The sequence below is a fragment of the Bradyrhizobium sp. WD16 genome (assembly GCF_024181725.1).
Lineage (GTDB): Bacteria > Pseudomonadota > Alphaproteobacteria > Rhizobiales > Xanthobacteraceae > Bradyrhizobium_A.
The window spans coordinates 2,215,871-2,240,700 of sequence record NZ_CP028908.1; the positions used below are offsets into that span (position 1 = coordinate 2,215,871).

26 protein-coding genes and 1 other RNA gene are annotated in these 24,830 nt (G+C 65.8%); 18 read left to right on the forward strand and 9 right to left on the reverse strand.

Going from position 1 to position 24,830, the window contains the following annotated elements; all coding sequences use genetic code 11:
* Positions 1–270: 270 nt before the first annotated feature.
* The 7 genes from DB459_RS10260 to tkt all read right to left on the reverse strand — a co-directional run bounded on the left by DB459_RS10260 (position 271) and on the right by tkt (position 9,179).
* A complete protein-coding gene (locus DB459_RS10260) occupies positions 271–1,062 on the reverse strand; it encodes an inositol monophosphatase family protein (RefSeq protein ID WP_253712746.1) in 792 nt (263 codons plus the stop codon).
* A gap of 458 nt (positions 1,063–1,520) precedes the next feature.
* Positions 1,521–2,690, reverse strand: a complete 1,170-nt coding sequence (locus DB459_RS10265) for a tetratricopeptide repeat protein (RefSeq protein WP_253712747.1) — start codon at positions 2,688–2,690, stop codon at positions 1,521–1,523.
* Positions 2,687–3,385, reverse strand: a complete 699-nt coding sequence (locus DB459_RS10270; RefSeq protein ID WP_253712748.1) for a thiamine phosphate synthase — start codon at positions 3,383–3,385, stop codon at positions 2,687–2,689. The genes DB459_RS10265 and DB459_RS10270 overlap by 4 nt, the downstream gene beginning before the upstream one ends.
* Positions 3,382–4,410 carry a class I fructose-bisphosphate aldolase gene (locus tag DB459_RS10275; RefSeq protein WP_253712749.1) on the reverse strand — a complete coding sequence of 343 codons (1,029 nt, stop codon included), beginning with the start codon at positions 4,408–4,410 and terminating at the stop codon, positions 3,382–3,384. Before DB459_RS10275 ends, DB459_RS10270 begins: the two co-directional genes overlap by 4 nt.
* A gap of 185 nt (positions 4,411–4,595) precedes the next feature.
* Positions 4,596–5,792, reverse strand: a complete 1,197-nt coding sequence (pgk, locus tag DB459_RS10280; protein WP_253712750.1) for a phosphoglycerate kinase — start codon at positions 5,790–5,792, stop codon at positions 4,596–4,598.
* Between the two features lie 235 nt (positions 5,793–6,027).
* Positions 6,028–7,035, reverse strand: a complete 1,008-nt coding sequence (gap, locus tag DB459_RS10285) for a type I glyceraldehyde-3-phosphate dehydrogenase (protein WP_253712751.1) — start codon at positions 7,033–7,035, stop codon at positions 6,028–6,030.
* 146 nt (positions 7,036–7,181) lie between these two features.
* Complete coding sequence (gene tkt / locus DB459_RS10290; protein ID WP_253712752.1) at positions 7,182–9,179, reverse strand: transketolase; 1,998 nt, start codon at positions 9,177–9,179, stop codon at positions 7,182–7,184.
* A 356-nt stretch (positions 9,180–9,535) separates the two neighbouring features.
* Between tkt and DB459_RS10295 the strand changes: the two genes are divergently transcribed.
* The 5 genes from DB459_RS10295 (at position 9,536) to DB459_RS10315 (ending at position 12,309) form a co-directional block, all read left to right on the forward strand.
* Positions 9,536–9,865 carry a DUF4164 domain-containing protein gene (locus DB459_RS10295; RefSeq protein WP_253712753.1) on the forward strand — a complete coding sequence of 110 codons (330 nt, stop codon included), beginning with the start codon at positions 9,536–9,538 and terminating at the stop codon, positions 9,863–9,865.
* Positions 9,862–10,245, forward strand: coding sequence for a cell division protein ZapA (locus DB459_RS10300; protein ID WP_253712754.1), 384 nt, complete (start codon positions 9,862–9,864; stop codon positions 10,243–10,245). Before DB459_RS10295 ends, DB459_RS10300 begins: the two co-directional genes overlap by 4 nt.
* A 207-nt stretch (positions 10,246–10,452) precedes the next feature.
* Positions 10,453–10,613, forward strand: a non-coding RNA gene (gene ssrS, locus DB459_RS10305) — 6S RNA.
* 291 nt (positions 10,614–10,904) lie between these two features.
* Complete coding sequence (locus DB459_RS10310) at positions 10,905–11,510, forward strand: 5-formyltetrahydrofolate cyclo-ligase (RefSeq protein WP_253712755.1); 606 nt, start codon at positions 10,905–10,907, stop codon at positions 11,508–11,510.
* A complete protein-coding gene (locus tag DB459_RS10315) occupies positions 11,488–12,309 on the forward strand; it encodes a TIGR00282 family metallophosphoesterase (RefSeq protein WP_253712756.1) in 822 nt (273 codons plus the stop codon). The genes DB459_RS10310 and DB459_RS10315 overlap by 23 nt, the downstream gene beginning before the upstream one ends.
* Positions 12,310–12,583: 274 nt before the next feature.
* Here the strand turns inward: DB459_RS10315 and DB459_RS10320 are convergent, their stop codons facing one another.
* The gene (locus tag DB459_RS10320; RefSeq protein WP_253713509.1) at positions 12,584–14,284 is read right to left on the reverse strand and encodes a methyl-accepting chemotaxis protein; all 1,701 of its coding nucleotides are present in this window, start codon (positions 14,282–14,284) and stop codon (positions 12,584–12,586) included.
* Positions 14,285–14,584: 300 nt separating this feature from the next.
* On the opposite strand from DB459_RS10320, the gene DB459_RS10325 reads away from it, so the two are divergent.
* The 10 genes from DB459_RS10325 (at position 14,585) to DB459_RS10370 (ending at position 21,932) form a co-directional block, all read left to right on the forward strand.
* Positions 14,585–15,331, forward strand: a complete 747-nt coding sequence (locus DB459_RS10325; protein WP_253712757.1) for a YebC/PmpR family DNA-binding transcriptional regulator — start codon at positions 14,585–14,587, stop codon at positions 15,329–15,331.
* Between the two features lie 420 nt (positions 15,332–15,751).
* Entirely contained in the window at positions 15,752–17,125 is a 1,374-nt protein-coding gene (mgtE, locus tag DB459_RS10330; RefSeq protein WP_253712758.1) for a magnesium transporter, read from the forward strand.
* Positions 17,126–17,162: 37 nt separating this feature from the next.
* Positions 17,163–17,672, forward strand: a complete 510-nt coding sequence (gene ruvC / locus DB459_RS10335) for a crossover junction endodeoxyribonuclease RuvC (protein WP_253712759.1) — start codon at positions 17,163–17,165, stop codon at positions 17,670–17,672.
* A complete protein-coding gene (ruvA, locus tag DB459_RS10340; protein WP_253712760.1) occupies positions 17,669–18,286 on the forward strand; it encodes a Holliday junction branch migration protein RuvA in 618 nt (205 codons plus the stop codon). Before ruvC ends, ruvA begins: the two co-directional genes overlap by 4 nt.
* 36 nt (positions 18,287–18,322) lie before the next feature.
* Positions 18,323–18,742 carry a cytidine deaminase gene (locus DB459_RS10345; protein ID WP_253712761.1) on the forward strand — a complete coding sequence of 140 codons (420 nt, stop codon included), beginning with the start codon at positions 18,323–18,325 and terminating at the stop codon, positions 18,740–18,742.
* The gene (gene ruvB, locus DB459_RS10350; RefSeq protein ID WP_253712762.1) at positions 18,739–19,782 is read left to right on the forward strand and encodes a Holliday junction branch migration DNA helicase RuvB; all 1,044 of its coding nucleotides are present in this window, start codon (positions 18,739–18,741) and stop codon (positions 19,780–19,782) included. Before DB459_RS10345 ends, ruvB begins: the two co-directional genes overlap by 4 nt.
* Positions 19,779–20,195 carry an NUDIX domain-containing protein gene (locus DB459_RS10355; protein WP_253712763.1) on the forward strand — a complete coding sequence of 139 codons (417 nt, stop codon included), beginning with the start codon at positions 19,779–19,781 and terminating at the stop codon, positions 20,193–20,195. Before ruvB ends, DB459_RS10355 begins: the two co-directional genes overlap by 4 nt.
* A complete protein-coding gene (gene ybgC, locus DB459_RS10360) occupies positions 20,188–20,664 on the forward strand; it encodes a tol-pal system-associated acyl-CoA thioesterase (RefSeq protein WP_253712764.1) in 477 nt (158 codons plus the stop codon). Before DB459_RS10355 ends, ybgC begins: the two co-directional genes overlap by 8 nt.
* 249 nt (positions 20,665–20,913) lie before the next feature.
* Entirely contained in the window at positions 20,914–21,381 is a 468-nt protein-coding gene (locus tag DB459_RS10365; protein ID WP_253712765.1) for a nuclear transport factor 2 family protein, read from the forward strand.
* Positions 21,378–21,932, forward strand: coding sequence for a TetR/AcrR family transcriptional regulator (locus tag DB459_RS10370; protein WP_253712766.1), 555 nt, complete (start codon positions 21,378–21,380; stop codon positions 21,930–21,932). Before DB459_RS10365 ends, DB459_RS10370 begins: the two co-directional genes overlap by 4 nt.
* A gap of 56 nt (positions 21,933–21,988) precedes the next feature.
* Here DB459_RS10370 and DB459_RS10375 read toward each other — a convergent pair whose 3' ends face one another.
* Positions 21,989–22,630, reverse strand: a complete 642-nt coding sequence (locus DB459_RS10375) for a glutathione binding-like protein (RefSeq protein WP_253712767.1) — start codon at positions 22,628–22,630, stop codon at positions 21,989–21,991.
* A gap of 98 nt (positions 22,631–22,728) precedes the next feature.
* On the opposite strand from DB459_RS10375, the gene DB459_RS10380 reads away from it, so the two are divergent.
* The 3 genes from DB459_RS10380 to DB459_RS10390 all read left to right on the forward strand — a co-directional run bounded on the left by DB459_RS10380 (position 22,729) and on the right by DB459_RS10390 (position 24,746).
* Positions 22,729–23,409, forward strand: coding sequence for a TetR/AcrR family transcriptional regulator (locus tag DB459_RS10380; RefSeq protein WP_253712768.1), 681 nt, complete (start codon positions 22,729–22,731; stop codon positions 23,407–23,409).
* Positions 23,410–23,442: 33 nt separating this feature from the next.
* Positions 23,443–24,105: a TetR/AcrR family transcriptional regulator gene (locus DB459_RS10385; protein ID WP_253712769.1), complete on the forward strand. Its 663-nt coding sequence runs from the start codon at positions 23,443–23,445 to the stop codon at positions 24,103–24,105.
* A gap of 146 nt (positions 24,106–24,251) precedes the next feature.
* The gene (locus DB459_RS10390) at positions 24,252–24,746 is read left to right on the forward strand and encodes a DUF2852 domain-containing protein (protein WP_253712770.1); all 495 of its coding nucleotides are present in this window, start codon (positions 24,252–24,254) and stop codon (positions 24,744–24,746) included.
* Positions 24,747–24,830 lie beyond the last annotated feature (84 nt).

The window sequence follows — 24,830 nt, forward strand, 5'->3', positions numbered from 1 at the left end:
TCGTAGGCAATTGCGAGACATAAGCCACACTAGCGCTTTGATTTTTCTAGTGTCCTTATGTCTCCGAATTACCGTGCGAGCGTGAGGCAAATGGAGCGGTAATTCGGAGACAGGACACTAGAGCCTCCGTTCCGATGGAATCGGAGCGGAGGCTCTAGATTTTTGTTTTGACGCGTTTTCTTCGCGCGCACGAGTGGTCCGATTCCGACATTCGCATCCCATTTTGGGCTACGTGGCTGCCAATGTTAGACTCCACGAAGTGCCGCCGCTTCAGTTGACGATCTTGAGCAGCTTCACCAGTTCGCGGTGGATCATCTCGTTGCCACAGATGACGTCACCGGTGGCGAGCGGATCGTCGTTGCCGAGCATGCCCGAGACGGTGCCGCCTGCTTCCCGGACCATCAGGATGCCAGCCGCGATGTCCCAGGGCTGCAAATCACGCTCCCAATAGCCGTCGAAGCGACCGGCAGCGACGGCGGCGAGATCGAGCGCCGCGGAGCCGAAGCGACGCAGGCCGGCCACGCGCGGCATCACCGTTCCCAGCTCCTTGTGGGCAAGGACGAGGTCGCCGCGACCGAGATGGGGCAGGCCGCAGGCGATCACGCTTTCGTTGAGCTGCTTGCGACCGGCGACGCGCAACCGGTGGTCATTGAGGAAGGCGCCCTTGCCGCGCTCGGCGATATAGAGCTCGTCATTGGCGGGATTGTAGATCACGCCGGCGATCACGGCATCGTCGCGCTTCAGGCCGATGGAGATCGCGAATTGTGGGATGCCGTGGAGGAAATTGGTGGTGCCGTCGAGCGGATCGACGATCCAGGTATGGGTTTTGTCGGTGCCCTCGCGCACCCCGCCTTCCTCGCCGACAAAGCCGTAGCCCGGCCGCGCCTTGGATAGATCGGCGTACAGCATCTCCTCGGCGCGCTTGTCCGCTGCGCTGACGAAGTTGGCCGGGCCCTTCATCGAGACCTGCAGATTCTCGATCTCGCCGAGGTCGCGTTTGAGGCTGCGGCCGGCGCGGCGCGCGGCTTTCACCATGACGTTCATGAGGGCGGAATGGATCATGGCAGGCTTTCGCGGTAGCGCTGGTTGGGGGCGTTCTGGTGGCGTGAACGGTTGGAGAAGGTTGGGTGCCCTGCGGCGGGCGGCGCGTCAAGAGCCGAACGTGAGCGTGGCGGATCGCCTAAGTGGCGAGTGTCCCAGTTCTAACGTTCGTATTCCCTTGCAGCGAGCACTTCTACGAACGTTAGAACCAAAGGGACACTAGTGTGGCGTCTCGCAATTGCCTATGCCCTTCGCGGCAAGCCCCTGTAGGCAATTGCGAGACATAAGCCGCACTAGCTTTTTGATTTTGCTAGTGTCCTGATGTCTCCGAATTACCGTGCGAGGGTGAGGCAAATGAAGCGGTAATTCGGAGACAGGACACTAGCATCATGATGATTCTAGTGCGGTTTTGGTTCTAGCGCGCGTACAGAGAACCCACTCCCAATGCTGATATGAGCGTCCGGTCCGCCGCACCAGGGTCATTTGCCGCCAAACCAGCGGCGTGCGCCGGCTTCGGCCTTGGCGCGGTCTTCCGCTGACAGCTTCCCCAATTCGGTATCCAGCGTCAGGTCGCCGTCGCCCCCTGCCTTGGCGATCAGGTGCCATTTCAGTCCCTCGACCTTGTCCTGGGGCGCGCCGATGCCGGTGACCAGGACGCGGGCGAGGCGGTTCTGGGCGATCGGGCTGCCCTGGCGCGCGGCCCGCCACAACAACTTGATCGCCGCGTCCTCGTCCTTGGGAATGCCGGCGCCGTTGAACAGCGCGATGGCATATTCGACTTCGGCGTCGAGATTGTTGGCGAGCGTCGCCTGCTGCAGCAGGCGCGCCGCCTCGGTTAGGTTCTTCTCGACGCCCCGCCCCTCCTTGTAGAAGGTCGCGAGCGCATATTGTGCCTCCGGACTGCCGACGTCGGCGGCCTGCCGGAACAGCTCGGCGGCACGCTTGACGTCCTGGGGAAAGGTCTGGCCTTCGAGATAGAGCAGGCCGAGATTGTAGGCGGCCGCCGCCTTGCCGAGCTTGGCCGCCGAAGCGAGCAGTTTGGCGCCTTCGCTGCGGTCTGCGGCGCCGCCACGGCCGGCGATGCGAAACATGGCCAGCGCGAACATCGCCTCGCGGTCGCCGCGATCGGCGGCCGCCTTGTACCACAGCGCGGCCTTGGCATCGTCGCGATTGGTGCCGAAACCGTTGGCATAAAGCTCGCCCAGCAAGGTCATGGCGTGGATATCGCCCTTCTCGTTGGCGCGCTGGGTCGCGATCTTGAGGGCCTGGCTGTACTGGCCGCGCTGATACGCGCCAAAGGCGAGGTCGACCCTGGGGTCGTCTGGCGGGGATGCGGCGGGGGCGGTGCTGCTGGCCGAAGGGGGCGATTTTGCCGGCTTGGTCTCGGTTGGCCTGGTCGTGGGTTTTGGCGCCCCGGGCTTCGACTCTGTGGGTTTGGCTTCGGCGGGCTTCTTCGATGCCGGCTTGGTCGGCGGCTTTTTTTCCGCTGCAGTCGGCTGCTGCACGCCGGGTGGCGTCAGCGAGATCTGGGCCGATGCAGGCAAGACGCCGAGCAGTGCGCCAGCGAGTGCTAGGGCGAACAACGACGTAAACCGCGAAGCCGACAGCGCCGAATATGTCGTTAGGCGCCGCTCATGGCGCAGTGTCATGCCGTGATTCCCGCGCCTTCCGCGAGCGCTGTGCCGAAGCCGCCGTCCGCGTTGGGGCCGATCGCCGCCTGCAGACCTTCGAGCGCGGCACGGGCGCCGCGATCATCGGACCAGACGAGGTCGTCGGCAAGGATGAAGTCGGCTCCAGCGGCAGCGAAGCCGGCCGCTTCCGTAAGGTTCGCCGCATAGCCGACGCAGGGCGGCTCAAACAACTCGGCCCACCATCCCAGCCTTTCGGCGATGGCGTCCGGTGCCGGGCGATGGCCCTTGTCGTCGGGTTCGCCGAACAGGACATAATCGGCGCCGATTTCGCCGGCGGTCATGGCTTCGTGTCGCATCGCAAGATGGCCGCAGCCGGCGATGCGGTCGGGCTTGAGGCTCGGCAGCGCCTCCTTGAGCGCCTCAATGCCACGCAGATGCGCGCCGTCGGCACCGGCGCGGGCGACGAGATCGGGCAGATTGTCCAGCAGGCAGGCCGCACCCGCCGCCTGGATCGGCTTCGCCAGCAATTTGGCGCGTTCGATCAAGCTGCGGGGATCGCTCGGCGCGAGCCGCACCAGAACCGCGGCAATGTCCAAGCCGGCAAGCAGGTCGGGCAGGCGAGCCGCCAGAGAGGCAGGGTCGTCCATGACCGGCGTCGCGAGATAGAGTCGCGGCGCCGGTCGGGATGAAGCCGGTTTCGACTTGCCGCTCACGCCGCCTGCTTCTTTTCCAGGTCGGCCTTCCACTCGCCCTTGGAGGCGAGGCTGTTCATGCGGGCCCGGTGGGTGAAGGCCTGCTGCGCGGCAGCGACATTGTCGGTCTTGCCCGACCAGGTCTTCTGCGGCGCCGCCTGAAGTGCGCGACCGTAGGAGAAGGTCAGGCCCCAGGGCAGGCCGCCGATGCGGCTCATGCCGTCGAGATGCGCGGTCGCTTCCTCGTCCGACTGGCCGCCCGACAGGAAGGCGATGCCCGGTACCGCGCTCGGCACGCAGGCCTTGAGCAGCTTCACGGTCTTGCTGGCGACTTCGTTGACCGAGGCCTTCTTTGCGCTCTTCTTGCCGGCGATCGCCATGTTCGGCTTGAGGATCATGCCTTCCAGCGCGACGCGCTGGTAGTAGAGTTGCTGGAACACCTCTTTGAGGACGAATTCGGTGACCTCGTAGCAGCGGTCGATGTCATGGTCGCCGTCCATCAGGACCTCAGGCTCCACGATCGGCACGATCTGCGCCGCCTGGCACAGAGCGGCGTAACGCGCCAGCGCGTGGGCGTTGGTCATGACCGCAGTGTAGCTCGGAATGCCTTGGCCGATATCGATCACTGCACGCCATTTGGCGAAGCGGGCGCCCTGCTCGTAGTATTTTTTCAGGCGCTCGGCGAGGCGGTCGAGGCCGACCGTGATCGTTTCGCCCGGGCAGCCGGGCAGCGCCTGGGTGCCTTCGTCGACCTTGATGCCGGGGATCGATCCGGCCTGCTCGATCAGCTTGACGAGCGGCGTGCCGTCCTTGGCCTTCTGCCAGATGGTCTCATCATAGAGGATGACGCCGGAAATGAATTGGGTCATCGCCTCTTTCGAGCGGAACAGCAGTTCGCGATAGTCGCGCCGACTGTCCTCGGTGGATTCGACGCCGATGACGTCGAAGCGCTTCTTGATGGTGCCCGAGGATTCGTCAGCGGCAAGAATGCCCTTGCCCGGTGCCACCATGGCGAGGGCCACCTTGTTGAGGTCTGCGAGGTTCATCGGGGTCTCCTGACTAAACGATGCGATCTGAAGCGAGATTTCGGTGATTCCGGGGCGGCCCGGCCGGATCGAGCTGATTTTACAACGCCGGCGCGGCCTTCACAAAGCGGCGCGTCACTTTGTCCGTGAACGCCTTGTTCGTGAGCAACGTGTTCTCGAGCATGGCGAGGCGTCGACGCCGGTCTTTAGGATTTCTTCAGCACGTCCACTCCGGGCAGCGGCTTGCCTTCCATCCATTCGAGGAAGGCGCCGCCGGCGGTGGACACGTAGGTGAACGCATCGGCGACGCCGGCCTGGTTCAGCGCGGCAACGGTGTCGCCGCCGCCGGCCACCGACACCAGCTTCTTCGCCTTGGTGCGCGCCGCAGCATGCTTGGCGGCGGCAACGGTGCCGGCGTCGAAGGGCGCCAGCTCGAAGGCGCCGAGCGGCCCATTCCACACCAGCGTGGCGGCGTCTTCGATGGCGGCGTTGACGCGATCGATGGAACGCGGGCCGATGTCGAGGATCATGCCATCTTCAGGGATGGCGTCGAGGCCATAGGCCTGCGACGGCGCATTGGCCTGGAAGTGATAGGCGACGACCGCGTCGACCGGCAGGATGATGGCACAGTTGGACGCTTCGGCCTTGGCGACAATGCGCTGCGCGGTCGGCGCCATCTCCTTCTCGGCCAGCGATTTGCCGATGTTCACGCCTTCGGCGTGCAGGAAGGTATTGGCCATGCCGCCGCCGATCACCAGGGCATCGACCCTGGTGACCAGATTTTCCAGGAGTTCGAGCTTGGTGGAGACCTTGGCGCCGCCGACGATGGCGATCACCGGCCGGGCGGGGCGCTCCAGGGCCTTCGACAGAGCCTCGAGTTCGGCCTGCATGGTGCGGCCGGCATAGGCTGGCAGCTTGTGGCCGAGGCCCTCGGTGGACGCATGGGCGCGGTGCGCGGCGGAAAAGGCGTCGTTGACCCAGATGTCGCCGAGCTTCGCCAGCGCGTCGACGAAGGCCGGATCATTGGACTCCTCGCCGGCGTGGAAACGGGTGTTCTCCAGGCACAGGACGTCACCGTCCTTCATTGCGGCGACGGCCCGCTCCGCCGCCTCGCCGATGCAGTCTTCAGCGAAACCGACCTTGCGCTTGAGCACGGAGGCGAGAACCTCCACGATGGGCTTGAGCGAATTCTTGGTGTCGCGACCCTTGGGCCGGCCGAAATGGGCCAGCAGGATCGCGCGGCCACCCTTATCGGCGATCTCGTTGATGGTCGGCGCGACGCGCTCGAGCCGCGTCACGTCGGTGACCTTGCCGTTGTCCATCGGGACGTTGAGGTCGACGCGCAGCAGCACGCGTTTGCCGGCAACGTTGACGTCGTCGAGGGTCTTGAATGTCTTGGTCATGGCGCAACCCGGATTGTTGTCGTGAGGCCACGGCGAGGCGCCGGGCCGGAGCAGGCCGAAGGCTCTTCCGAAGTTCCGTACGTCGCAGCTGTCACGACGTTCGGGAACCGCGGTGCTGGTCAGGCCCCTGACCGGCGGCCGTCCTGCGAGGCGAGGCCGGGCCGGAGGGGCATCGACGGTATCAAGAACTGCATCAAAAAGGTGCCGGACCGGGCGGTTCGGCACCTTGAGGTGATCAGATCAGCTTGCCGATCGCAACCGCGGTGTCGGCCATGCGGTTCGAGAAGCCCCATTCGTTGTCGTACCAGGACATCACCCGCACCAAAGTGCCGTTCTGGACCTTGGTCTGGTCAAGAGCGAAGGTCGATGAGTGGGCGTCGTGGTTGAAGTCGATGGAGACGTTGGGCGCGCTGGTGAATCCAAGGATACCCTTGAGCTCCTGGGCGGCAGCGCGTTTGACGGCCTCGTTGACCTCGTCCTTGGTGGTGCTCCTCTTGGCGACGATCTTGAGATCGATCACCGAGACGTTCGGAACCGGCACGCGGATGGAGACTCCGTCGAGCTTGCCGTTCAGTTCCGGCAGCACGAGACCGATGGCCTTGGCGGCGCCGGTCGAGGTCGGGATCATCGACATCGCTGCGGCGCGGCCGCGGTAGAGGTCCTTGTGCAGGGTGTCGAGGGTCGGCTGGTCGCCGGTATAGGCGTGCACCGTGGTCATGAAGCCGGTCTCGATGCCGATGGTGTCGTTGAGCACCTTGACCACCGGGGCAAGACAATTGGTGGTGCAGGAACCGTTCGACACGACGAGATGGTCGCGCTTGAGGGTCTGGTGATTGACGCCGTAGACGATGGTGGCGTCCGCGCCGTCGGCCGGGGCGGAGACCAGCACGCGTTTGGCGCCCGCGGTGAGATGGGCCGAGGCCTTCTCCTTGGCCGTGAAGATGCCGGTGCATTCCAGCGCGATGTCGACCCCGAGATCCTTCCACGGCAAGGTCGAAGGATCCTTCACCGCGGTGACCTTGATCTTGCCGGTGCCGAGATCGAGCGAGTCGCCCTCCACCGTCACTTCGCCCGGGAAGCGGCCGTGGACGGAATCGTAGCGCAGCAGATGGGCATTGGTTTCCACCGGCCCGAGATCATTGATGGCAACGACTTCGATATCGGTGCGCTTGGCCTCGAAGATGGCGCGCAGGACGTTGCGGCCGATGCGGCCAAACCCGTTGATCGCGACGCGGACTGCCATTCACTGATCTCCTCGCGGTTGGAATGCTGACACTGTGGGCTGCGTTTTGCCTTGAATGTGGCGTGGTTGCAACGTGCATGAGCGCTTGGGCAGCAAGGTGGCGCCCGAAACGGTTACCGAGCGCCCGGCACCGGTCGGAACCCTGCTCATTTGCGGCCGGCCAGTCGCGCCGCGGCGGCCTCCGCCGCCGCTTCAGCCGTAATGCCGAAGTGGCGATAGAGGTCCTTGGCCGGGGCGCTGGCGCCGAACGAATGCATGCCGATGAAGATTCCGTCCGGGCCGATCACGGCATCCCAGCCGAACCGCACGCCGGCTTCGATCGCTACCTTGACCGGTGCCGTGCCGATCACGGCGGCGCGGTCGGCCGCCTTGGCCTCGAGCAGGGCCTCGAGGCTCGGCACCGAGACGACGCGGGCGCGGATGCCGCGGGCAGCGAGAAGCTTGCGGGCCTCCACGGCCAGCGACACCTCAGAACCGGTGGCGAACAAGGACACCTGGGCCTCGCCCTCCGCCGGGACCAGCTCATAGCCGCCCGCGGTGCAGAGATTGGCGTCGCCGCCGGTGGTGCGCAGCGGCGGCAGGTTCTGGCGCGACAGCGCCAGTACCGTCGGACCCGCGGTCCGCTCTAGCGCCAGTTGCCAGCATTCAAGCGTTTCGACCGCGTCGGCGGGGCGGAACACCCGCATATTCGGCATCGCCCGCAGCGATGCGATGTGTTCCACCGGCTGGTGGGTGGGGCCGTCCTCGCCGAGGCCGATCGAATCGTGGGTCATCACGTAGATCGCGGCGGTGCGGGACAGGGCCGCCACACGCATCGCCGGCCGGGCATAATCCGAGAAGCAGAGGAAGGTGCCGCCGGCCGGTACGAAGCCGCCATGGCCGGACAGGCCGTTCATGGCGGCTGCCATGCCGAGCTCGCGGATGCCGTAGTGGATGTAGCGGCCCTCGAAATCGCCCGGGGCAATCTCCTTGAGATCCTTGGTGCGGGTGTTATTCGAGGGCGTCAGGTCGGCGGATCCAAGAAGCAGCTCCGGCACCTCCTTCACCAGGATTTCCAGGGCCATTTCGCTGGCCTTGCGGGTGGCCACGGTCGGGGCATCGGTCGCGAGCTTGTCCTTGAGTTTCGCCACGACGGTATCGAGATTGGCCGGCCGCTTGCGATCGATCACGCGGCGCTGGAACTCGGCGCGGATTTCGTTCGGCACTGCAGCAAGCCGCTTTTGCCAGGCCGCGCGCTCAACGTCGCCGCGCGTGCCGCAGGCCCGCCAGGCGGCCAGCACTTCATCCGGCACCTCGAAGGGACCGCCGCTCCAGCCCAGCGCGGCCTTGGCGCCGGCGAGTTCCTCGGCGCCGAGGGGTTCGCCATGGGCCTTGGAAGTGCCGGCCTTTTTCGGCGCGCCGTAGCCGATAACGGTCTTGCAGGCGATCAGCGACGGGCGATCGGACGTCTGCGCTGCAGTGATGGCGGCGGCAATAGCCTCCTGATCATGGCCGTCGATCTGCACGGCGTTCCAGCCGTGAGCCTTGAAGCGCGCCACCTGGTCGACGCTGTCCGACAGCGACAGCGGGCCGTCGATGGAAATGCCGTTGTCGTCATACAGGAAGATCAGGCGCGATAGTTTGAGGTGGCCAGCCAAGGCGATGGCCTCGTGGCTGATGCCCTCCATCAGGTCGCCATCCGAGCACAGCACGTAGGTGTAGTGATCGACGAGATCCGAGCCGAATTGCGCGGCGAGCAGCCGCTCGGCAAGCGCGAAACCCACGGAGCAGGCAACCCCCTGACCGAGCGGACCGGTGGTGGTCTCGACCCCCGGGGTCATGAAATTCTCCGGATGGCCGGGGGTCAGCGAATCGAGTTGGCGGAAGTTCTTGATCTGGTTGAGGGTCATCGACGGGTTGCCGGTAAGATATAGCAGCGCGTAGAGCAGCATCGAACCGTGGCCGGCGGAGAGGATGAAGCGGTCACGGTCCGGCCAGCGCGGATCGGCGGCGTCGAATTTCAGGAAGCGGCTGAACAGCACGGTGGCAATATCGGCGGCGCCCATCGGGAGGCCGGGATGGCCGCTCTTGGCCTTTTCAACCGCATCCATGGCCAGCGCGCGGATCGCATTGGCCATCTGGGAGTGATCGACGCGTGCAGTCATGGTCTACCAGCCTGTCTGAAATGGCGCGCAAGGCCGCGGGCCGCGGCTGCCGGATGAGGGGGTGCGCAGAGGCGGGGAATAGCATCTGCATTCCCCAAGTCCAAGCCGAGTCGGGCCTTTCCTCCTACGACCTGTCGGCGGGAGCCGCTTGTCCAGGAGTGAACTCTTTCGCCGTGTTCCGGCGGCCGCCTTAACGGTGCATAGTCGCTGCGCGACATTGCGCTCCGTTGCCGCAGTTTGTAAGTTTCGGTCGCTAAATCGTTGCCGAGGTGGATCTTTTGAATGGAACAGCGCCTGTTCGGCGCGCCCTCGGGGCTATGGTTCGAAGCTGTGGAAGGTGAGCGCAAAGGCCTTTGATGATCGAACGCTCCTCTCTCGGTGTGATGGCCGGCGAGCCGGTGCATGGCGCGCCAAGTGAAGTCGAGGCGGCGACGCGTCGTCTCGCCGCGGCCCTCGACGCGTTGGACGCGGCGGTGGAGCGCAGGCGTGACGCCGATCGCGACGAGGACGAGCTCGCATCGCGCATCCACGCGCTCGGGACCGACCGCTCGCGGCTTGCCAACGAACTCGACGGCGCTCTGGTGCGGGCCCGCGAACTCGAGCGGATCAATCGTGAGGTGTCGCAGCGGCTCGACGGTGCGATCGAAACCATTCGCGCCGTGCTCGACAGCGGAGAGGCGACATGAGCCATGTCAATGTCACCATCAATGGCCGTCAATACCGTATGGCCTGCGAAGAGGGGCAGGAGCGGCAGCTGCTGCAGCTCGCCGAGAGCCTGGAAAGCCGGATCACCGCGCTGCGCGGCAAGTTCGGCGAGATCGGCGACGCCCGCCTGACCGTGATGTCAGCGCTGATGATCGCCGATGAGCTGCTCGACGCCAATCAGCGAATCGTGCGGCTTGAAGAGCAACTCACCGCGCTTCAGGACGCGCGCTATGCTGCGGCCGAACGCGTCAAGGCAACGCAGTCGGCGATCTCGGCGGCACTCAATTCGGCGGCCGAGCGCCTCGAGAAAATGACCCAGACACTCAATCGCACGGTCGGCAACGGCATCGCCATGGGCTGATGTGCCATGGGTTGATGTCGTGAGTGGAGCATCATCGGTGACGTCTGGCGCGAGGCGCACGTTGCTCGTTTGCAGCACGGTAAGGCAAGGGGCGCGTGGCCAGTTTCGGTCTGGCCTGTCGGCGATGATGCGGTCATGCCATGGGCGGGGCGATTTCATCGTTCGGGCGGGCTGGCAAGACGGTCGGTTCGTCGCTACATTGACAAGGCGAAGCTGCGTCTCTCGTCAGGAGCCATATATCCCCGGGGCCTTATCGATCCTTCAGGGAGCTGTCCCTGGCCGGGCCCGTGGGCCCGGTCATATGGCGCCCACCTACTTTCGTAGGGAACTCCGGGATCGAGCGCTTCAACGGTTACCGCGGCTTCGCACTTCTTTCTGACGGCTTGTTCGTCGCTCCCAAGACTTCACTCCCAAGTCTCGTCTCCCAAGTCTCGTCTCCCAAGTCTCGTCTCCCAAGTCTCGTCTCCCAAGTCTCGTCTCCCAAGTCTCGTCTCCCAAGTCTCGTCTCCCAAGTCTCGGCTTCTAAGTCTCGTCTCGCAGGTCTCGTCTCCGACGCCCTGATGGCGCCTTGTCCCCTGCGGCGTGATCGGCCAGCGCGCCTTGCGTCTCCAGGCGCCCGGGCCTCGATGTTTCTCCCCTGTATGCGATAAGCTTCCCCGATGACCGTTGCCGACGCCAAGTCATTTCTCCGCAAGGTCGCGCTGGCGCGTCGTGACAGCCTGAGTGCGGCCGAGCGCGCGGCTGCGGCGCAGGCGATCGCTGCGCGCGGCCTGCCCGTTGCGCTCGACGTCGGAACGATCGTCGCCGGCTACGCCGCGATCCGCAGCGAAATCGATCCGGCGCCGCTCATGCAGCTGCTGGCCGCGCGCGGCGCGTGCCTCGCCTTGCCCGCGGTTGTTGCGTCCGACGCATCGCTTGTCTTTCGCGCCTGGTCGGTGGGAGCGCCGAGCTTCCTCGGCCGGTTCGGGATCGCCGAGCCCGCCGCCGATGCGCCTCTCCTCGTGCCTCAGATCATCCTCCTTCCGCTCGCCGCGTTCGATCGCGGCGGCCACCGGATCGGCTACGGCGCCGGATATTACGATCGCACGCTCGCGGGCCTGCACACGCAGGGGCTGAGGCCGATCACTATCGGCATCGCCGCCGCGGTCCAGGAAATCGGCCGGGTTCCTGCATTGCCGCACGATGCGTCGCTCGACTATATTGCGACCGAACGTGAATTGATCGAAACCAGGAGCACACAAGTTGCGGATTCTCTTTATCGGTGACGTGGTCGGCAAGGCTGGACGCACCGCAGTCACCGAACGTCTCCCGGGGCTGATCCGCGACTGGAGTCTCGACCTTGTCGTCCTCAACGGCGAAAATGCCGCCGGCGGTTTCGGCATCACCGAGGCGATCTACAACGACTTCATCGATGCCGGCGTCGATGCGGTGACGCTCGGCAATCACGCCTGGAATCAGAAAGAGGCGCTGGTCTTCATCGAGCGGGCGCCGCGCCTTGTCCGGCCGCTGAATTTCCCGCGCAGCACACCGGGCCGCGGTGCGGCCCTCGTGGAGACCCGCGGCGGCGCGCGGGTTCTCGTCATCAACGCCATGGGCCGCGTTTTCATGGAGCCCCTCAACGATCCTTTCGCCGCCATCGACCGCGAACTCGAGGCCTGCCCGCTTGGCGAGATGGCGGATGCCGTGGTGGTCGATTTCCACGCCGAGGCCTCCAGCGAGAAGCAGGCCGCTGGCCATTTCTGCGATGGGCGCGCCAGCCTTGTCGTCGGCACCCACACCCATGTGCCGACCGGCGATCACCGCATTCTCCCCGGCGGCACCGCCTATATGACCGACGCCGGCATGACCGGCGATTATGATTCCGTCATCGGCATGCAGAAGGAGGAGCCGCTGCAGCGCTTTCTCACCGGCATTCCGACCTCGCGCTTCGAGCCGGCGAACGGCGAGGCGACGCTGAGCGGCGTCGCCGTGGAGACCGACAATGCCACGGGCCTCGCGCAGCGCGTCGCCCCGGTGCGGCTCGGCGGTCGTCTCGAGCCGGCGCTGCCGGGGTTCTGGGGCTAGTGTCCTGTTTCCAACGTTCGTATCCCATTGCAGCAGGCGCTCATACGAACGTTGGAAACAAGGGGACACTAGCATCATTATGATTCTCGTGTGGTTTTGGATCTGACGCTCGTTCGAAGAACTCGCTGCAATACTGAAACGAGCGTCAGATCCACCACACTAGCAATGATCATGATTCTAGTGCGGTTTTGGATCGGACGCTCGGGCCGGTCTTCGGCACCGCTTCGGCCCCCTGGCCGCCAGCGCCGGTGCTGCTCCTCGCGACGTGGTCGCCTTACAGCTTGTAGGCCGTGCGGAAGGCGCCCCAGTGCTTGCCGCGAACCCTGATCGGCACGTCGATCTCGCGCATCCTGATCCGGACGCCATCGCCCATGTCGCGGGGATAGCCCTGCACCAGATAGGCGCGGGTGTTGTGCGCGGCGGCGAGGCCGGCGGGGTCACTGAAGATGCGCCTGTTGCGGCAATTGGCGGTGTTCCAGGCCGCGTCGTCCGGTCGCTGCGGATGGGAGTAGATCGCGTTGTGTACCGGCAGATAGCCGTTGCGATCCACCGCGGCGCAGAAGGTCATCGACGGATCCATCTTCAACACCGGCTCCTGGATCGCGGGCAGGGCGCGATCGAGCCAGTCGAGATAGCGGGTGCGGAACTGCGGCGGGTTGGAGCCGGCGATCGGCACGTAGTCAGCGTCAAACAGGTCGTCGACCGTGAGCCTGCCGGCGGCGAGTGCGTCTTCGAGAAGCCGCGCGATCTTCTTGCCGGCCTCCATCGCCCGCGCGATGCATTCGGTATTTGCATCGTGCAGCAGGAACAGTTTGTCTTCGATGCGCTCCTTGACGGCGGCGTCGGCGGCGACGAGGCGCATCTCGCTGCCAAGGTCGCCATGGCTGATCGCTGCGAGACGGCAGGCGCCAATGCCGTCCATCGTCGCCTGTAGCGGTTCTGACAGCGGCAGGGCGGCTACGCCCGTGCCCGACACCAGCACCGTCTCGCGCGACAATTCATAGACGTTGGCGGTGAGCTCGCCGCGGTGGCCCCGGATAGTCACGGCGAGGTTGCAAGGCAGGCGCTCGTCCTTGCGAGCCGTGCGTTCCTCGTTCTGCAGCAGCACCGCACAGCGCGCCTTGAGCTTGTCCACCAGTGCGGTGACGCCGGCGCCGGCCGCCGCCATGTCGCGGCCATGCAGTTCGGCCTCCTTGGTGGCGGCATCGATGTCGTTGGCGCCATCCCCGACCGAGGCGATGAATTGCGAGGTGGCGGTGGCGCTCCGGGCGAGGTCACCCGTGGTCGCGCCCTGGGTCGCAACCGCGCTGTTGACGTTCTCGAACACGGGGCGAATGGCGCCGATCGCCGCGGAGATGCGATGCACCGCGTCGATCGAGGCGGCCGCATCGCTCTGCAAGGCGTCGATCTTCTGCTTGATTTCCTCGGTGGCGTCACGGGTCGCGACGGAGAGCGCCTTGACCTCCGAAGCGACCACGGCGAAGCCGCGGCCGGCCTCGCCGGCACGGGCGGCTTCGATGGTCGAGTTGAGGGCGAGCAGCGTCGTCTGGCGCGCGATGCTGGCGATCATGTCGACGACGTTGCCGATCGCCGCTGACGACTGGCGCAGTCGCTCGACGCTGGCGCTGGCCTCCTCGGCTGCGGCGCCGGCTTGATCGGCGAGTTTGCCGGCGTCGGCGACATGGGCGCCGATACCGTTCGTCGACTGGCTGAAATGTGCGGTGGCTGTGGCGAAGGTCTCGGCGGTGGTGCCGGCATCACGGCTGCGGGCGGTCAGGGCGTCGGCCCGGCCGCGGATTTCACTCAAGGTCTTCGAGGTGGCGTGGGCGCCACCGGCGACCGATGTCGCCGCGCGCTCGAGCTGGCGCACCAGGGCCTGCAACTCGACATCAAGCAGGTCGAGGATCTGGGCGGCAGCGTCCGCTTGTGGGGCGTCGGCGAGAAGGGTCGCAGCAGCCGGCGCGTCGCCGCGCATCGGACACGGCGCAGCTTCGGCTGCAGCTGGTCCGCCCGCTTCGGCCGGCCTCTTCCAGATGGCCGTCAGTGCCGCCCGCAGACCCATGGCTCCTCCGCCCCGTGATTTGCCGCGGATTATTCCATCGCGGCGTAACCCCGACGTTAATTTCCGCGAGACGGAGATGATGACGCACTCGCGGACGTAATATAATACCATCAACCGGAGCAACCCTTTGATCCGGCGGCTTTCGAGATTATAACCCGCGCCGCGAATCCACCGCCGAATCCCCCGTAGATCAGTTTCCCGAAGAGAACCCGCATGGCCGGACATTCCCAATTCAAGAACATCATGCACCGCAAGGGCCGGCAGGACGCGCAGAAGTCCAAGCTGTTCGGCAAGCTGGCCCGCGAAATCACCGTGGCGGCGAAGCTCGGCACTCCCGATCCGGCGATGAACCCGCGCCTGCGTGCTGCGGTGCTGGCGGCCCGCGCCGAGAATATGCCCAAGGACAATATCGAGCGCGCCATCAAGAAGGCGACCGGCGGCGATGCCGAGAACTATGACGAGATCCGCTACGAGGGCTATGGTCCGGGCGGCGTCGCCGTCATCGTCGAAGCCCTGACCGACAACCGCAATCGCGCAGCCTCCGACATCCGCTCCTTCTTCACCAAATCGGGCGGCAACCTCGCCGAAACCGGCGCCGTGTCCTTCATGTTCGATCGCGTCGGCATCGTTGAATACGACGCGTCCGTTGCCTCCGCCGATGCAGTGCTCGAAGCGGCGATCGACGCCGGCGCCGACGATGTCGTGTCGAGCGAGAGCGGTCATGAAATTTATGCCGCGCCGGACAGCTTTCAGCAGGTCGCCAAGGCGCTCGAGGCCAAGTTCGGCGAACCGCACAAGGCGGCGCTGACCTGGAAGCCGCAGAACACCGTGGCTGTCGATGACGAAGCCGGCGAGAAGCTCCTCAGACTGATCGACGCGCTGAACGAGCACGATGACGTCCAGAACGTCTATTCCAATTTCGAAGTGTCCGACGCGCTCATGGCCAAGATGGCGGGCTAGTGAGGCTTACGTCTCGCAATTGCCTACAGGGCTCGCCGCAAAGGGCATAGGCAATTGCGATACGCCGCACTAGTGAAGCGCGCCCGATCTCCTCTTTGGGGTTGACGGGCGCAGGCCGAGGGATCATGTCAACAACTGGCGACCGGCTTCGGCCGGCCCGCCGCCCCGCGCGGATCTCCGCCATCGACGATCGGGCATCGCCTGCGCCAAGCGGGAGATGGGCCATCGGGCGGCGCTCAGCGCATCATGCAGCCACTACGCCCGCGCGAGCCGGGAGACACCGGGTCGGGCGGCGTGAATGGAAACCTCCAACCATGCCCAGCGACAGTCCAAGTCGTTTGCCGACAGCGGTCAGAGGGATCTGAGCAGCAATTGCCGCTCGCCGCCCCTGCCGCTGCCGGCAGACCCGGAAGGTGAGCGATGACCGACACTCAAGACCTTGCCGAAGCCGGCTTCGATGCTGCCGCGCTGGCGGAGCGGCTGGCCCACAACGACGTCGCCGATAGTGTCGACGTCCTCAACAAGCTGGCGCCCGAGGACGCCGCGGCCGTGCTGGGGCGGCTGCCCGCCGAAACCGCCGTCGAAATCCTCGACAAGCCCGAACTCGATTTCGGCGCCCAGATCATCGAGGCGCTGTCGCGTCCGACCGCGGCGGCCCTGCTGACGGGCATGTCCGCCGACATGGCGGCGGACATCGTCGAACTGCTCGACGAGGACGTGCGTGCTGAGCTGATGGCTCGCCTCGACGAGCTGACGCGCGCTACGATCGCCTCGCTGCTCCAATACCCGGAGAATACCGCGGGCGCGATGATGACGACGGAGTTCGTCAGCGTGCCGGCGAGTTGGACGGTCGGTCAGACGCTGACCCACATCCGCCAGGTCGAGCGTACACGTGAGACGGTCTATGCCATCTATGTGCTCGACCCGGTGACCCGGCGCCTCGTCGGCGCGGTGACGCTGCGCCGGCTGATCTCCGGCGAACCGTCGGCGAACATCCTGTCCCTGGCGCCGAGCCGCGCCCCGATCACCACCTCGCCGCTGACCGATCGCGAAGAGGTGGCGCGGCTGATCACCAAATACGACCTGTTGGCAGTGCCCGTGGTGGACAAGGCCGGGCATCTGCGCGGCATCGTCACGGTCGACGACATCATCGACGCGATCATCGAGGAAAACACCGAAGACGTGCAGAAATTCGGCGGCATGGCGGCGATCGAGGAGCCGTACCTGCAGATCCGCCTGCCCGACATGATCCGCAAGCGCGGCGTCTGGCTCTGTTTGCTGTTCTTGAGCGAGATGCTGACGGCGAGTGCCATGCAGTATTTCGAGGGAGAGTTGCAGAAGGCCCTGGTGCTCACTCTCTTTATCCCGCTGATCATGAGCTCGGGCGGCAACTCCGGCTCGCAGGCGACCTCGCTGCTGATTCGCTCGCTGGCCTTGCAGGACGTCCGCCTGTCCGACTGGTGGCGCGTTGCCTTGCGCGAACTGCCCACCGGGGTGATTCTCGGCGGCGGGCTCGGCGTCATCGGCATGGTCCGCATCATTCTCTGGCAGAAGCTCGGCTTCTACGACTACGGCGAGCATTGGGGCCTGGTGGCGCTCACGGTGGCGGCGGCGCTGGTCGGCATCGTTACTTTCGGCTCAGTGGCCGGCTCGATGCTGCCGTTCGCCCTGCAGCGGCTCGGGCTCGACCCCGCCAGCGCCTCCGCCCCCTTCGTCGCCACATTGGTCGACGTCACCGGTCTGATGATCTATTTCAGCGTCGCGCTCCTGATCCTGCGCGGCACGCTGCTGTGAGCGCCCGTTGCGGCCGGTTTTAGGCTAACATGGCGCCATGACATCGCGTGCGATTCGGATTCTCGGCATCGACCCCGGCCTGCGCCGCACCGGCTGGGGCGTGATCGACAGCGACGGCAACCGCCTGATCTATGTCGGCTGCGGCTCGATCGAGGCGAAGGAGACGCTGCCGCTCTCCGACCGGCTCTGTGTCATTCACGACGGCCTTGCCAAGGTGCTCGACGAATTTGCGCCGGTCGAAGCGGCCGTCGAGCAAACCTTCGTCAACAAGGACGGCGCGGCGACCCTGAAGCTCGGCCAGGCGAGGGGCGTTGCCATGCTGGTACCGGCGCGCTTCGGCCTGACGGTGGCCGAATATGCGCCCAATCAAGTGAAGAAGACCGTGGTCGGCGCCGGCCACGCCGACAAGAACCAGATCCGCGTCATGCTCGGAATTCTCCTGCCGAAGGCCGCGCCCAAAAGCGCCGATGCCGCCGATGCGCTCGCCATCGCGATCACCCATGCCCACCATCGCCAGAGCGTGGTGCTGAGGATCGCGGCGTCATGATCGGCAAGCTGCGCGGCGTGATCGATTCCTATGGCGAGGACTACGTGATCCTCGATGTCGGTGGCGTCGGCTATCAGGTGCATTGCGCCGCGCGCACCCTGCAGGCGCTGCCCACGCCGGGCGAGGCCGCAGTGCTGTCGATCGAGACCCACGTGCGGGAGGATCAGATCCGGCTGTTCGGTTTCCGCTCCGATACCGAGCGGGAGTGGTTCCGCCTGCTGCAGACCGTGCAGGGGGTTGGCGCCAAGGTGGCCTTGGCGGTCCTGAGCACGCTGCCGCCGGCCGATCTTGCCAACGCCATTGCCTTGCGGGATCGCGCGGCGGTGGCTCGCACACCCGGGGTGGGCCCCAAGGTCGCCGAACGGATCGTGACGGAACTCAAGGACAAGGCACCGGCTTTTGCCGCCGTCGATCCCGCGGTGATCCAGCTCTCCGGCGCCATCGAGGAGCGGCGGGCACCGCAGCCGGTCAGCGATGCCATTTCCGCGCTGGTCAATCTCGGCTATGGGCAGCCCCAGGCGGCCGCCGCGGTCGCCAGTGCGGTGCGCGGCGCCGGCGAGGGTGCTGAAACCGCCCAGCTGATCAGGCTGGGGTTGAAGGAACTGTCGAAGTAAGTTCGAGGCTTAGTCGTTGAGGACCAGTCACCCGCCATGCTGACCGACCAGGAGAAGGAGCTGATCACCGCCGCCACCGAGGTGATCAGCCGGCGCTACCGCAACGACTGGCAGGAGGTCGGCGCCGCCCTGCGCACCCGTGATGGGCGCATCGTTACCGGGGTCAATATCGACGCCTATATCGGCCGCATCGCGGTCTGCGCCGAGGCCATCGCCATCGGCCGGGCCATTACCGAGACTGGCGATCACGGCATCGACACCATCGTCGCGGTGCGCCATCCCAAGCCCGACGAGCCCGGCCGCATCGCCGTGGTATCGCCCTGTGGCATTTGTCGTGAATTGATCCACGACTATGATGCCAAGGCGCGGGTGATCGTGCCCGATCAGGGCCGCGAGCCCAAGGTCGTCACGATCGGCGAATTGCTGCCGAACAAGTACAAGCGGGGCAGCGAGTGAGCGGCGAGAGACGCCTCGTCACACCGGAACGGCGCGCCGATGACATCGGCGACACTTCGCTGCGGCCGCAGTCGCTGACCGATTTCGTTGGCCAGCAGCAGGCCCGGGCCAATCTGCAGATCTTCATCGATGCCGCCCGCAAGCGCGGTGAGGCGCTCGATCACGTGCTGTTCGTCGGCCCGCCGGGACTCGGCAAGACGACGCTCGCCCAGATCGTCGCCCGCGAGCTTGGCGTCGGTTTCCGCGCCACCTCGGGCCCGGTGATCGCCAAGGCCGGCGATCTTGCCGCTCTGCTCACCAATCTCGAGGAGCGTGACGTTCTGTTCATTGACGAGATCCATCGCCTCAATCCGGCGGTGGAGGAGGTGCTCTATCCGGCGATGGAGGACTTTCAGCTCGATCTGATCATCGGCGAGGGGCCCGCGGCCCGCTCGGTCAAGATTGATCTGGCGAAATTCACGCTGGTTGGCGCCACCACCCGGGCCGGTCTTCTGACCAATCCGTTGCGCGACCGGTTCGGCATTCCGGTGCGGCTGAATTTCTACACCGAGGAAGAACTCGAGAAGATCGTCAGCCGCGGCGCGCGGGTGCTCGGCATCGGCATGACCGAGGACGGCGCCAACGAGATCGCGCGGCGCGCCCGCGGCACGCCGCGCATCGCCGGCCGCCTGTTGCGGCGGGTGCGTGATTTCGCTTCCGTCGCCAGCGCCGCCGCCATCGACCGTGCCCTCGCCGACAAGGCGCTGCGGGCGCTCGAAGTCGATGCCGCCGGGCTCGATGCCATGGACCGCCGTTATCTCTCGACCATCGCGCTCAATTACGGCGGTGGCCCGGTCGGGGTCGAGACCCTCGCCGCGGCGCTGTCGGAGCCGCGCGATGCCATCGAGGACATCATCGAGCCGTTTCTCCTGCAATGCGGTCTGATCCAGCGCACGCCGCGCGGCCGCCTGCTTACCTCGCACGCCTTCCGCCATCTCGGCCTTGCCGAACCCAACCGCGATCCGGCCCAGTTCGGGCTGTTCGGGGGCGCCGACGAATGACCGCCCCGCAGACGATTTCCATCGTCGCGGCGATGATCCGCGACGAGACGAAGCGGGTGCTGCTGGTGCGCAAGCGCGGCACCACGGCCTTCATGCAGCCGGGCGGCAAGCTTGACGCCGGCGAGAGCGATCTCGTCGCGCTGCGGCGGGAGCTGCGCGAGGAACTCGGTTGCACGCTCGTCGACGGCTCGCAGCGGCCGCTCGGGCGATTCTCGGCAGTCGCTGCCAACGAGCCCGGCTGGGTGGTCGACGCCGCGGTGTATGCGGTGGCGGTCCAGGGCCCGATCGAGCCGCAGGCGGAGATCGCCGAAGCGATCTGGGTCGATCCGGCGCGGCCCGGTGCGATCGAGCTCGCGCCGCTCACGCGCGATCATCTGTTGCCGCTCGCCGCATTGGAGCAGAGCGATGTCTGAGCCGGCGCCGAAGAATATGGCCGTGCTTGACGGCGTTATCGATGCTGGCCGTCACCGCCTGGCGGTTCGGATCTATTACGAGGATACCGATTTCACCGGCATCGTCTATCACGCCAACTATCTGCGCTTCATGGAGCGCGGCCGTACCAATTACCTGCGCCTGCTCGGCGCCGATCAGCATGCGTTGTTCGCAGCTGCGGAGGCCGAAGCCCCTGGCTTCGCTTTCGTGGTTCGGTCGATGCAGATCGACTACCTCAAGCCGGCGCGCATGGATGATCTGCTCGAGGTGATCACGCTGCCCGAGGAGGTGAAGGGCGCCTCGATCACCTTGGCGCAGGAGGTGCGCCGTGGCGCCGATCTCCTGGTCACGGCGAAAGTGCGTGTAGCCTTCGTCTCGGCCGGCCGGGCGCGGCCCATTCCGAAGCCGCTCCGTGTCGCCATGTCGACCGACCGGGGCGCGTCGGAGTAATTGGCGCCGGCTGCGCTCGTTCCTCCGGGCAGGAGTTGTGTTGGGCATCATGGCCGGGGGCGTGTGTTCCGGCCGCCGCGTCTTTCTTGCTGAGCGGCCGCAACACGCGGATGCCCGCGACAGCCGACGACAGCCGCGGGCATGACGAGCGGAAAGAGAGCGGAAGGCGTCCTCGACGATGTGGCGCTTGACTCGCTGTACCGGTCGGTCCAAATTTGTACCAATCGGTCCAGCCTTTGGAGTTTCCCGATGTCCCGTCCGCCGTTGCCCCCGTTCACCCGCGAGACCGCTGCGCAGAAGGTGCGGATGGCGGAAGACGCCTGGAATTCGCGCGATCCGCAGCGGATTTCGCTCGCCTATACCGAGGACAGCAGCTGGCGTAACCGCTCGGAATTCATCCAGGGGCGCGACGCCATCGTCGCCTTTCTCGCCCGCAAATGGCAGACGGAGCGCGACTATCGCCTGATCAAGGATCTGTGGGCGTTCGACGGCAACCGCATCGCGGTGCGTTTCCAGTACGAATGGCACGATGACGCCGGCCGTTGGTTTCGCTCCTATGGCAACGAACAGTGGGAATTCGACGAGGCTGGCCTGATGCGGCGGCGAGAAGCCAGCATCAACGATGTCGCCATCACCGAAGCGGAGCGGCGCTTCCACTGGGCCGCCCCGGGACCGCGTCCTGCCGATGTCCCTGGCCTTGGACCGGAGCCGCGATGACGCGGCAGCGCCAGCGTGCCGAGCTTCTGCCGCAGTTGGCGGAAGTATTTCGCGCCCATGGCTATGAAGGCGCGACTCTGGCTCTGATGATCGAAGCGACCGGCCTCGGCAAGGGCAGCCTCTACAACTGCTTTCCCGGCGGCAAGGAGGAGATGGCGCGCGAGGTGCTCGCCCATCTCGACGCCTGGTTCACGGCCGAGATCTTTGCGCCGCTGCGCGACGCCGAGGATCCGGTGCGCGGCATTCGGGCCATGTTCGCCGCCGTCGACGGTTATTTCCGCTCCGGGGAGCGAGTTTGCCTCGTCGGGGTGGTTGCGCTCGGCGCCGCGCGCGATCTCTTTGCAGATGCGGTGAGGAGCTATTTCGCGGCCTGGATCGAGGCGCTTGCCGCCTCCCTGCGCCGGCGCGGTGACGGCAAGGCCCTGGCGCGGCGCAAGGCCGAAGCGGCGGTGCTGGAGATCCAGGGCGCGCTGGTGCTGACGCGGGCGCTCGACGACTCAGGGGTGTTCGCCCGCGCGCTTGCCGCTGCCGAGCAGAGACTGCTGGGTTGATGGCCGCGGACGGCCGCCCGAAGACGGCCGTCGTCCCATCCCGGTTTCCCTGACGATCACGCCGCCTTGTGGCGGGCGATCTCCGCCTTGTAGAGCGCCGTTTCCTCCGTCAGCGCCCGGGCGACGCTCGGGCGCTGACGCATGCGGGCGAGATAGGCCTGCACCGCCGGGTAGAGGTCGAAGTCGATCATCGGCGTGGCTGTGCTCCAGTTCAGCACCGTGGCGAGGTAAGCGTCGGCAACGGTGAAGCGGTCGAGCAGGAATTCGCGGCCCTCGAGGTAGCGATCGAGATAGGCCAGCCGCGGCAGGTTCTTTTCCAGCACATATGCCTTCATCCCCTCGGGCGCTTGACGGTCCAGCAGCGGCACGAACAGCCCCTTGTGCAGTTCGGTGCCGATGAAGCACAGCCATTGCTGCAGGCGGCTGCGCGCGAGCCCCGAGGCCGGCGCGAGTTCGACTTCGGGCAGATGGTCGGCGACGTATTGCAGGATGGCCGCATTCTCGGTCAGCAATTCGCCGTCGTCGCCGCGCAACGCCGGCACGAGACCAACCGGGTTGATCGCGAAATAGTCGGCACCATCGGCCAGGAGCCGCTTGGTCTTGGGGTCGACTTCGAGGAAATTGGCCTCGACGCTGGCTTCGTAGAGAGCAATCCTGGTGGCCATCGAGCAGGCAAGCGGTGAGAAATAGAGATCCATGGGACGCTTCCTTCTCCTCAGTCTCATCGATCCCGCGGCGGGATTGATTTATGTACCTTTTCGCATAAATTAATGCCGGTCAAGGATTTTATTGCGAGATGGTACAAAAAAGAATCGGCAGGCCGCCTGAGGTCGCGCCACAGCCTGCCGGTGAAGCGCCGGCGGCCAGGAAGCGCGGCAGGCCGCGAGCCTTCGCCGCGGAGGTGGCGCTTGGCCGCGCGCTCGACACCTTCCGCGACAGCGGGTTTGCCGCCACCACGCTCGACGATCTCAGCGCTGCCATGGGCATCAACCGCCCGAGCCTCTATGGTGCCTTTGGCGACAAGCGCGAACTTTTCCTCAAGGCCTATGCCCGTTATCGCGAGGAGGCCGAAGCGCGTTTCGCGCCGGTGTTCGAGCCGCAGCGATCGCTGCGCGAGGCATTGGAGCTGTTGTTCGCCACGGCGCTCGATTTCTATCTCGAGGGCGACAACGGTCCGCGCGGATGCTTCACGGTGATGACTGCGGGCTCCGAGGCCATGACCGACGCGGAGATCCGCGCGACCGTGCAGCGGGCCATCAGCGGTACGGACAAGGCCCTGACCGGCCTGTTCAGCGCCGCCGTTGCACGCGGCGAATTGACGGCCGATAGCGACGTGCCGGCTCTGGTTCAACTCGTCGGCTCGACTATCCATACCATCGCGCTGCGGGCCCGGGCCCGCTTCCCGCGCGCCGAACTCGAAGCGATCACCCGCCGCACGGTTGATCTTGCCTGTGCCGGAGCGTTGCGCGACGCGTGACGCGCCGCCGCGAACCATGTTAAAGCCCTTTACATGAGCTGGCGAAAGGACCGTCGCCGCGCCGAGCGCGGCTATCATCACGGCAATCTCAAGGAAGCGCTGCTGCAGGCTGCCCTCGGCCTGATTGCGGAGAAAGGTCCGGGCGGCTTCACGTTTGCCGAAGCCGCGCGGTCTGCCGGTGTCAGTCCTGCGGCGCCTTATCGTCATTTCCGCGACCGCGACGAACTCCTGGCGAATGTTGCCCAGCGCGGTTTTGAGGAGTTCGAAAAGGCATTGGCCGAAGCTTGGGACGACGGCCGTCCCGATACCATCTCCGCGTTCGAGCGTCTTGGCCGCGCTTATCTGACCTTCGCGCGTGAGGAGCCGGCGTTTTATTCGGCGATGTTCGAATCGGGCCTGCCGATCGACTCCAATCCGGCGCTGCGAGCCGCGAGCGAGCGCGCCTTCGCTGTGATCCGTATGACTGCCGAGCGCATCGCGGCGCTGACCCCGCCGGGGGTAATGCGGCCACCGGCCACGATGATGGCACTGCACATCTGGTCGCTCGCCCATGGCATTGCTTCGCTGTTCAACCGTGGCGACGGCGCCCGCCGCAAGCTGCCGATGGCGGCCGAAGAGCTTCTGGAGGCCGGCGTGCTGATCTATCTGCGCGGCTTGGGTTTCCCTACGGAACGTGGCGCCGCCGCCAAGGCCTGATCGCCAGCGAACCGGCGGCGGGAACCGGCGCGCCAGCGATTTGTCGCAGAGCACGAGACCGCGACTTGACAAAGCTACTGGCTGGATTATCTATGTAAATGTTATTTACATTCACGCCGGCAAATCTGCCATTATGGGAGAAGCCTATGTCCGACACCGCTCAAGGCAGCCGCTGGGGTCGCGCCGAATGGGACGACCGCCGCCCGCGGTTTCTCGAATCGCCCTGGCACCCGGCGTGGATCGCGCTGACGGTGCTCGGCTTCATCTTCTGGTGGCCGATCGGTCTTGCACTTCTCTTCTTCACCCTCTGGAGCAGAAAAATGGGTTGCTGGAGCTATCACGGTCACAACCGCTGGCAGAGCAAGATGGAGCGCATGCAGTGGAATCTCGATCGCATGCGGGCGCGCATGGAAGGGCGTGACTTCGATCGCGGTCCCTACGCCGGGCCCTCGAGCGGTAATCGCGCCTTCGACGAATATCGCCAGGAGACCTTGCGACGGCTTGAGGACGAGCAGACCGAATTCAAGAGTTTCCTCGAGCGTCTGCGCCAGGCGAAGGACAAGGCCGAGTTCGATCAATTCATGGCCGAGCACCGCTCACGCCCGCAGGCGCCGCCCGAGACGGATCAGACGCAGCGCTGATTTCGCCTCAACCTGCTTTACCGACGCCCGGCTGATCCCCCGCAGCTGGGCGTTTGCTTTCGTCGAACGCGATCCCTGAGACAA

What these genes read in the sequence shown, in the direction of transcription:
- pgk (WP_253712750.1), bottom strand. Translation starts at nt 5,792, where the DNA reads ATGACCAAGACATTCAAGACCCTCGACGACGTCAACGTTGCCGGCAAA.
- DB459_RS10260 (WP_253712746.1), bottom strand. Translation starts at nt 1,062, where the DNA reads ATGATCCATTCCGCCCTCATGAACGTCATGGTGAAAGCCGCGCGCCGC.
- tkt (WP_253712752.1), bottom strand. Translation starts at nt 9,179, where the DNA reads ATGACTGCACGCGTCGATCACTCCCAGATGGCCAATGCGATCCGCGCG.
- DB459_RS10295 (WP_253712753.1), top strand. Translation starts at nt 9,536, where the DNA reads ATGATCGAACGCTCCTCTCTCGGTGTGATGGCCGGCGAGCCGGTGCAT.
- DB459_RS10320 (WP_253713509.1), bottom strand. Translation starts at nt 14,284, where the DNA reads ATGCGCGGCGACGCGCCGGCTGCTGCGACCCTTCTCGCCGACGCCCCA.
- DB459_RS10275 (WP_253712749.1), bottom strand. Translation starts at nt 4,410, where the DNA reads ATGAACCTCGCAGACCTCAACAAGGTGGCCCTCGCCATGGTGGCACCG.
- DB459_RS10370 (WP_253712766.1), top strand. Translation starts at nt 21,378, where the DNA reads ATGACGCGGCAGCGCCAGCGTGCCGAGCTTCTGCCGCAGTTGGCGGAA.
- ybgC (WP_253712764.1), top strand. Translation starts at nt 20,188, where the DNA reads ATGTCTGAGCCGGCGCCGAAGAATATGGCCGTGCTTGACGGCGTTATC.
- DB459_RS10390 (WP_253712770.1), top strand. Translation starts at nt 24,252, where the DNA reads ATGTCCGACACCGCTCAAGGCAGCCGCTGGGGTCGCGCCGAATGGGAC.
- DB459_RS10380 (WP_253712768.1), top strand. Translation starts at nt 22,729, where the DNA reads ATGGTACAAAAAAGAATCGGCAGGCCGCCTGAGGTCGCGCCACAGCCT.
- DB459_RS10385 (WP_253712769.1), top strand. Translation starts at nt 23,443, where the DNA reads ATGAGCTGGCGAAAGGACCGTCGCCGCGCCGAGCGCGGCTATCATCAC.
- ruvC (WP_253712759.1), top strand. Translation starts at nt 17,163, where the DNA reads ATGACATCGCGTGCGATTCGGATTCTCGGCATCGACCCCGGCCTGCGC.
- DB459_RS10365 (WP_253712765.1), top strand. Translation starts at nt 20,914, where the DNA reads ATGTCCCGTCCGCCGTTGCCCCCGTTCACCCGCGAGACCGCTGCGCAG.
- DB459_RS10375 (WP_253712767.1), bottom strand. Translation starts at nt 22,630, where the DNA reads ATGGATCTCTATTTCTCACCGCTTGCCTGCTCGATGGCCACCAGGATT.
- DB459_RS10325 (WP_253712757.1), top strand. Translation starts at nt 14,585, where the DNA reads ATGGCCGGACATTCCCAATTCAAGAACATCATGCACCGCAAGGGCCGG.
- DB459_RS10310 (WP_253712755.1), top strand. Translation starts at nt 10,905, where the DNA reads ATGACCGTTGCCGACGCCAAGTCATTTCTCCGCAAGGTCGCGCTGGCG.
- DB459_RS10345 (WP_253712761.1), top strand. Translation starts at nt 18,323, where the DNA reads ATGCTGACCGACCAGGAGAAGGAGCTGATCACCGCCGCCACCGAGGTG.
- DB459_RS10265 (WP_253712747.1), bottom strand. Translation starts at nt 2,690, where the DNA reads ATGACACTGCGCCATGAGCGGCGCCTAACGACATATTCGGCGCTGTCG.
- DB459_RS10300 (WP_253712754.1), top strand. Translation starts at nt 9,862, where the DNA reads ATGAGCCATGTCAATGTCACCATCAATGGCCGTCAATACCGTATGGCC.
- gap (WP_253712751.1), bottom strand. Translation starts at nt 7,035, where the DNA reads ATGGCAGTCCGCGTCGCGATCAACGGGTTTGGCCGCATCGGCCGCAAC.
- DB459_RS10355 (WP_253712763.1), top strand. Translation starts at nt 19,779, where the DNA reads ATGACCGCCCCGCAGACGATTTCCATCGTCGCGGCGATGATCCGCGAC.
- mgtE (WP_253712758.1), top strand. Translation starts at nt 15,752, where the DNA reads ATGACCGACACTCAAGACCTTGCCGAAGCCGGCTTCGATGCTGCCGCG.
- ruvA (WP_253712760.1), top strand. Translation starts at nt 17,669, where the DNA reads ATGATCGGCAAGCTGCGCGGCGTGATCGATTCCTATGGCGAGGACTAC.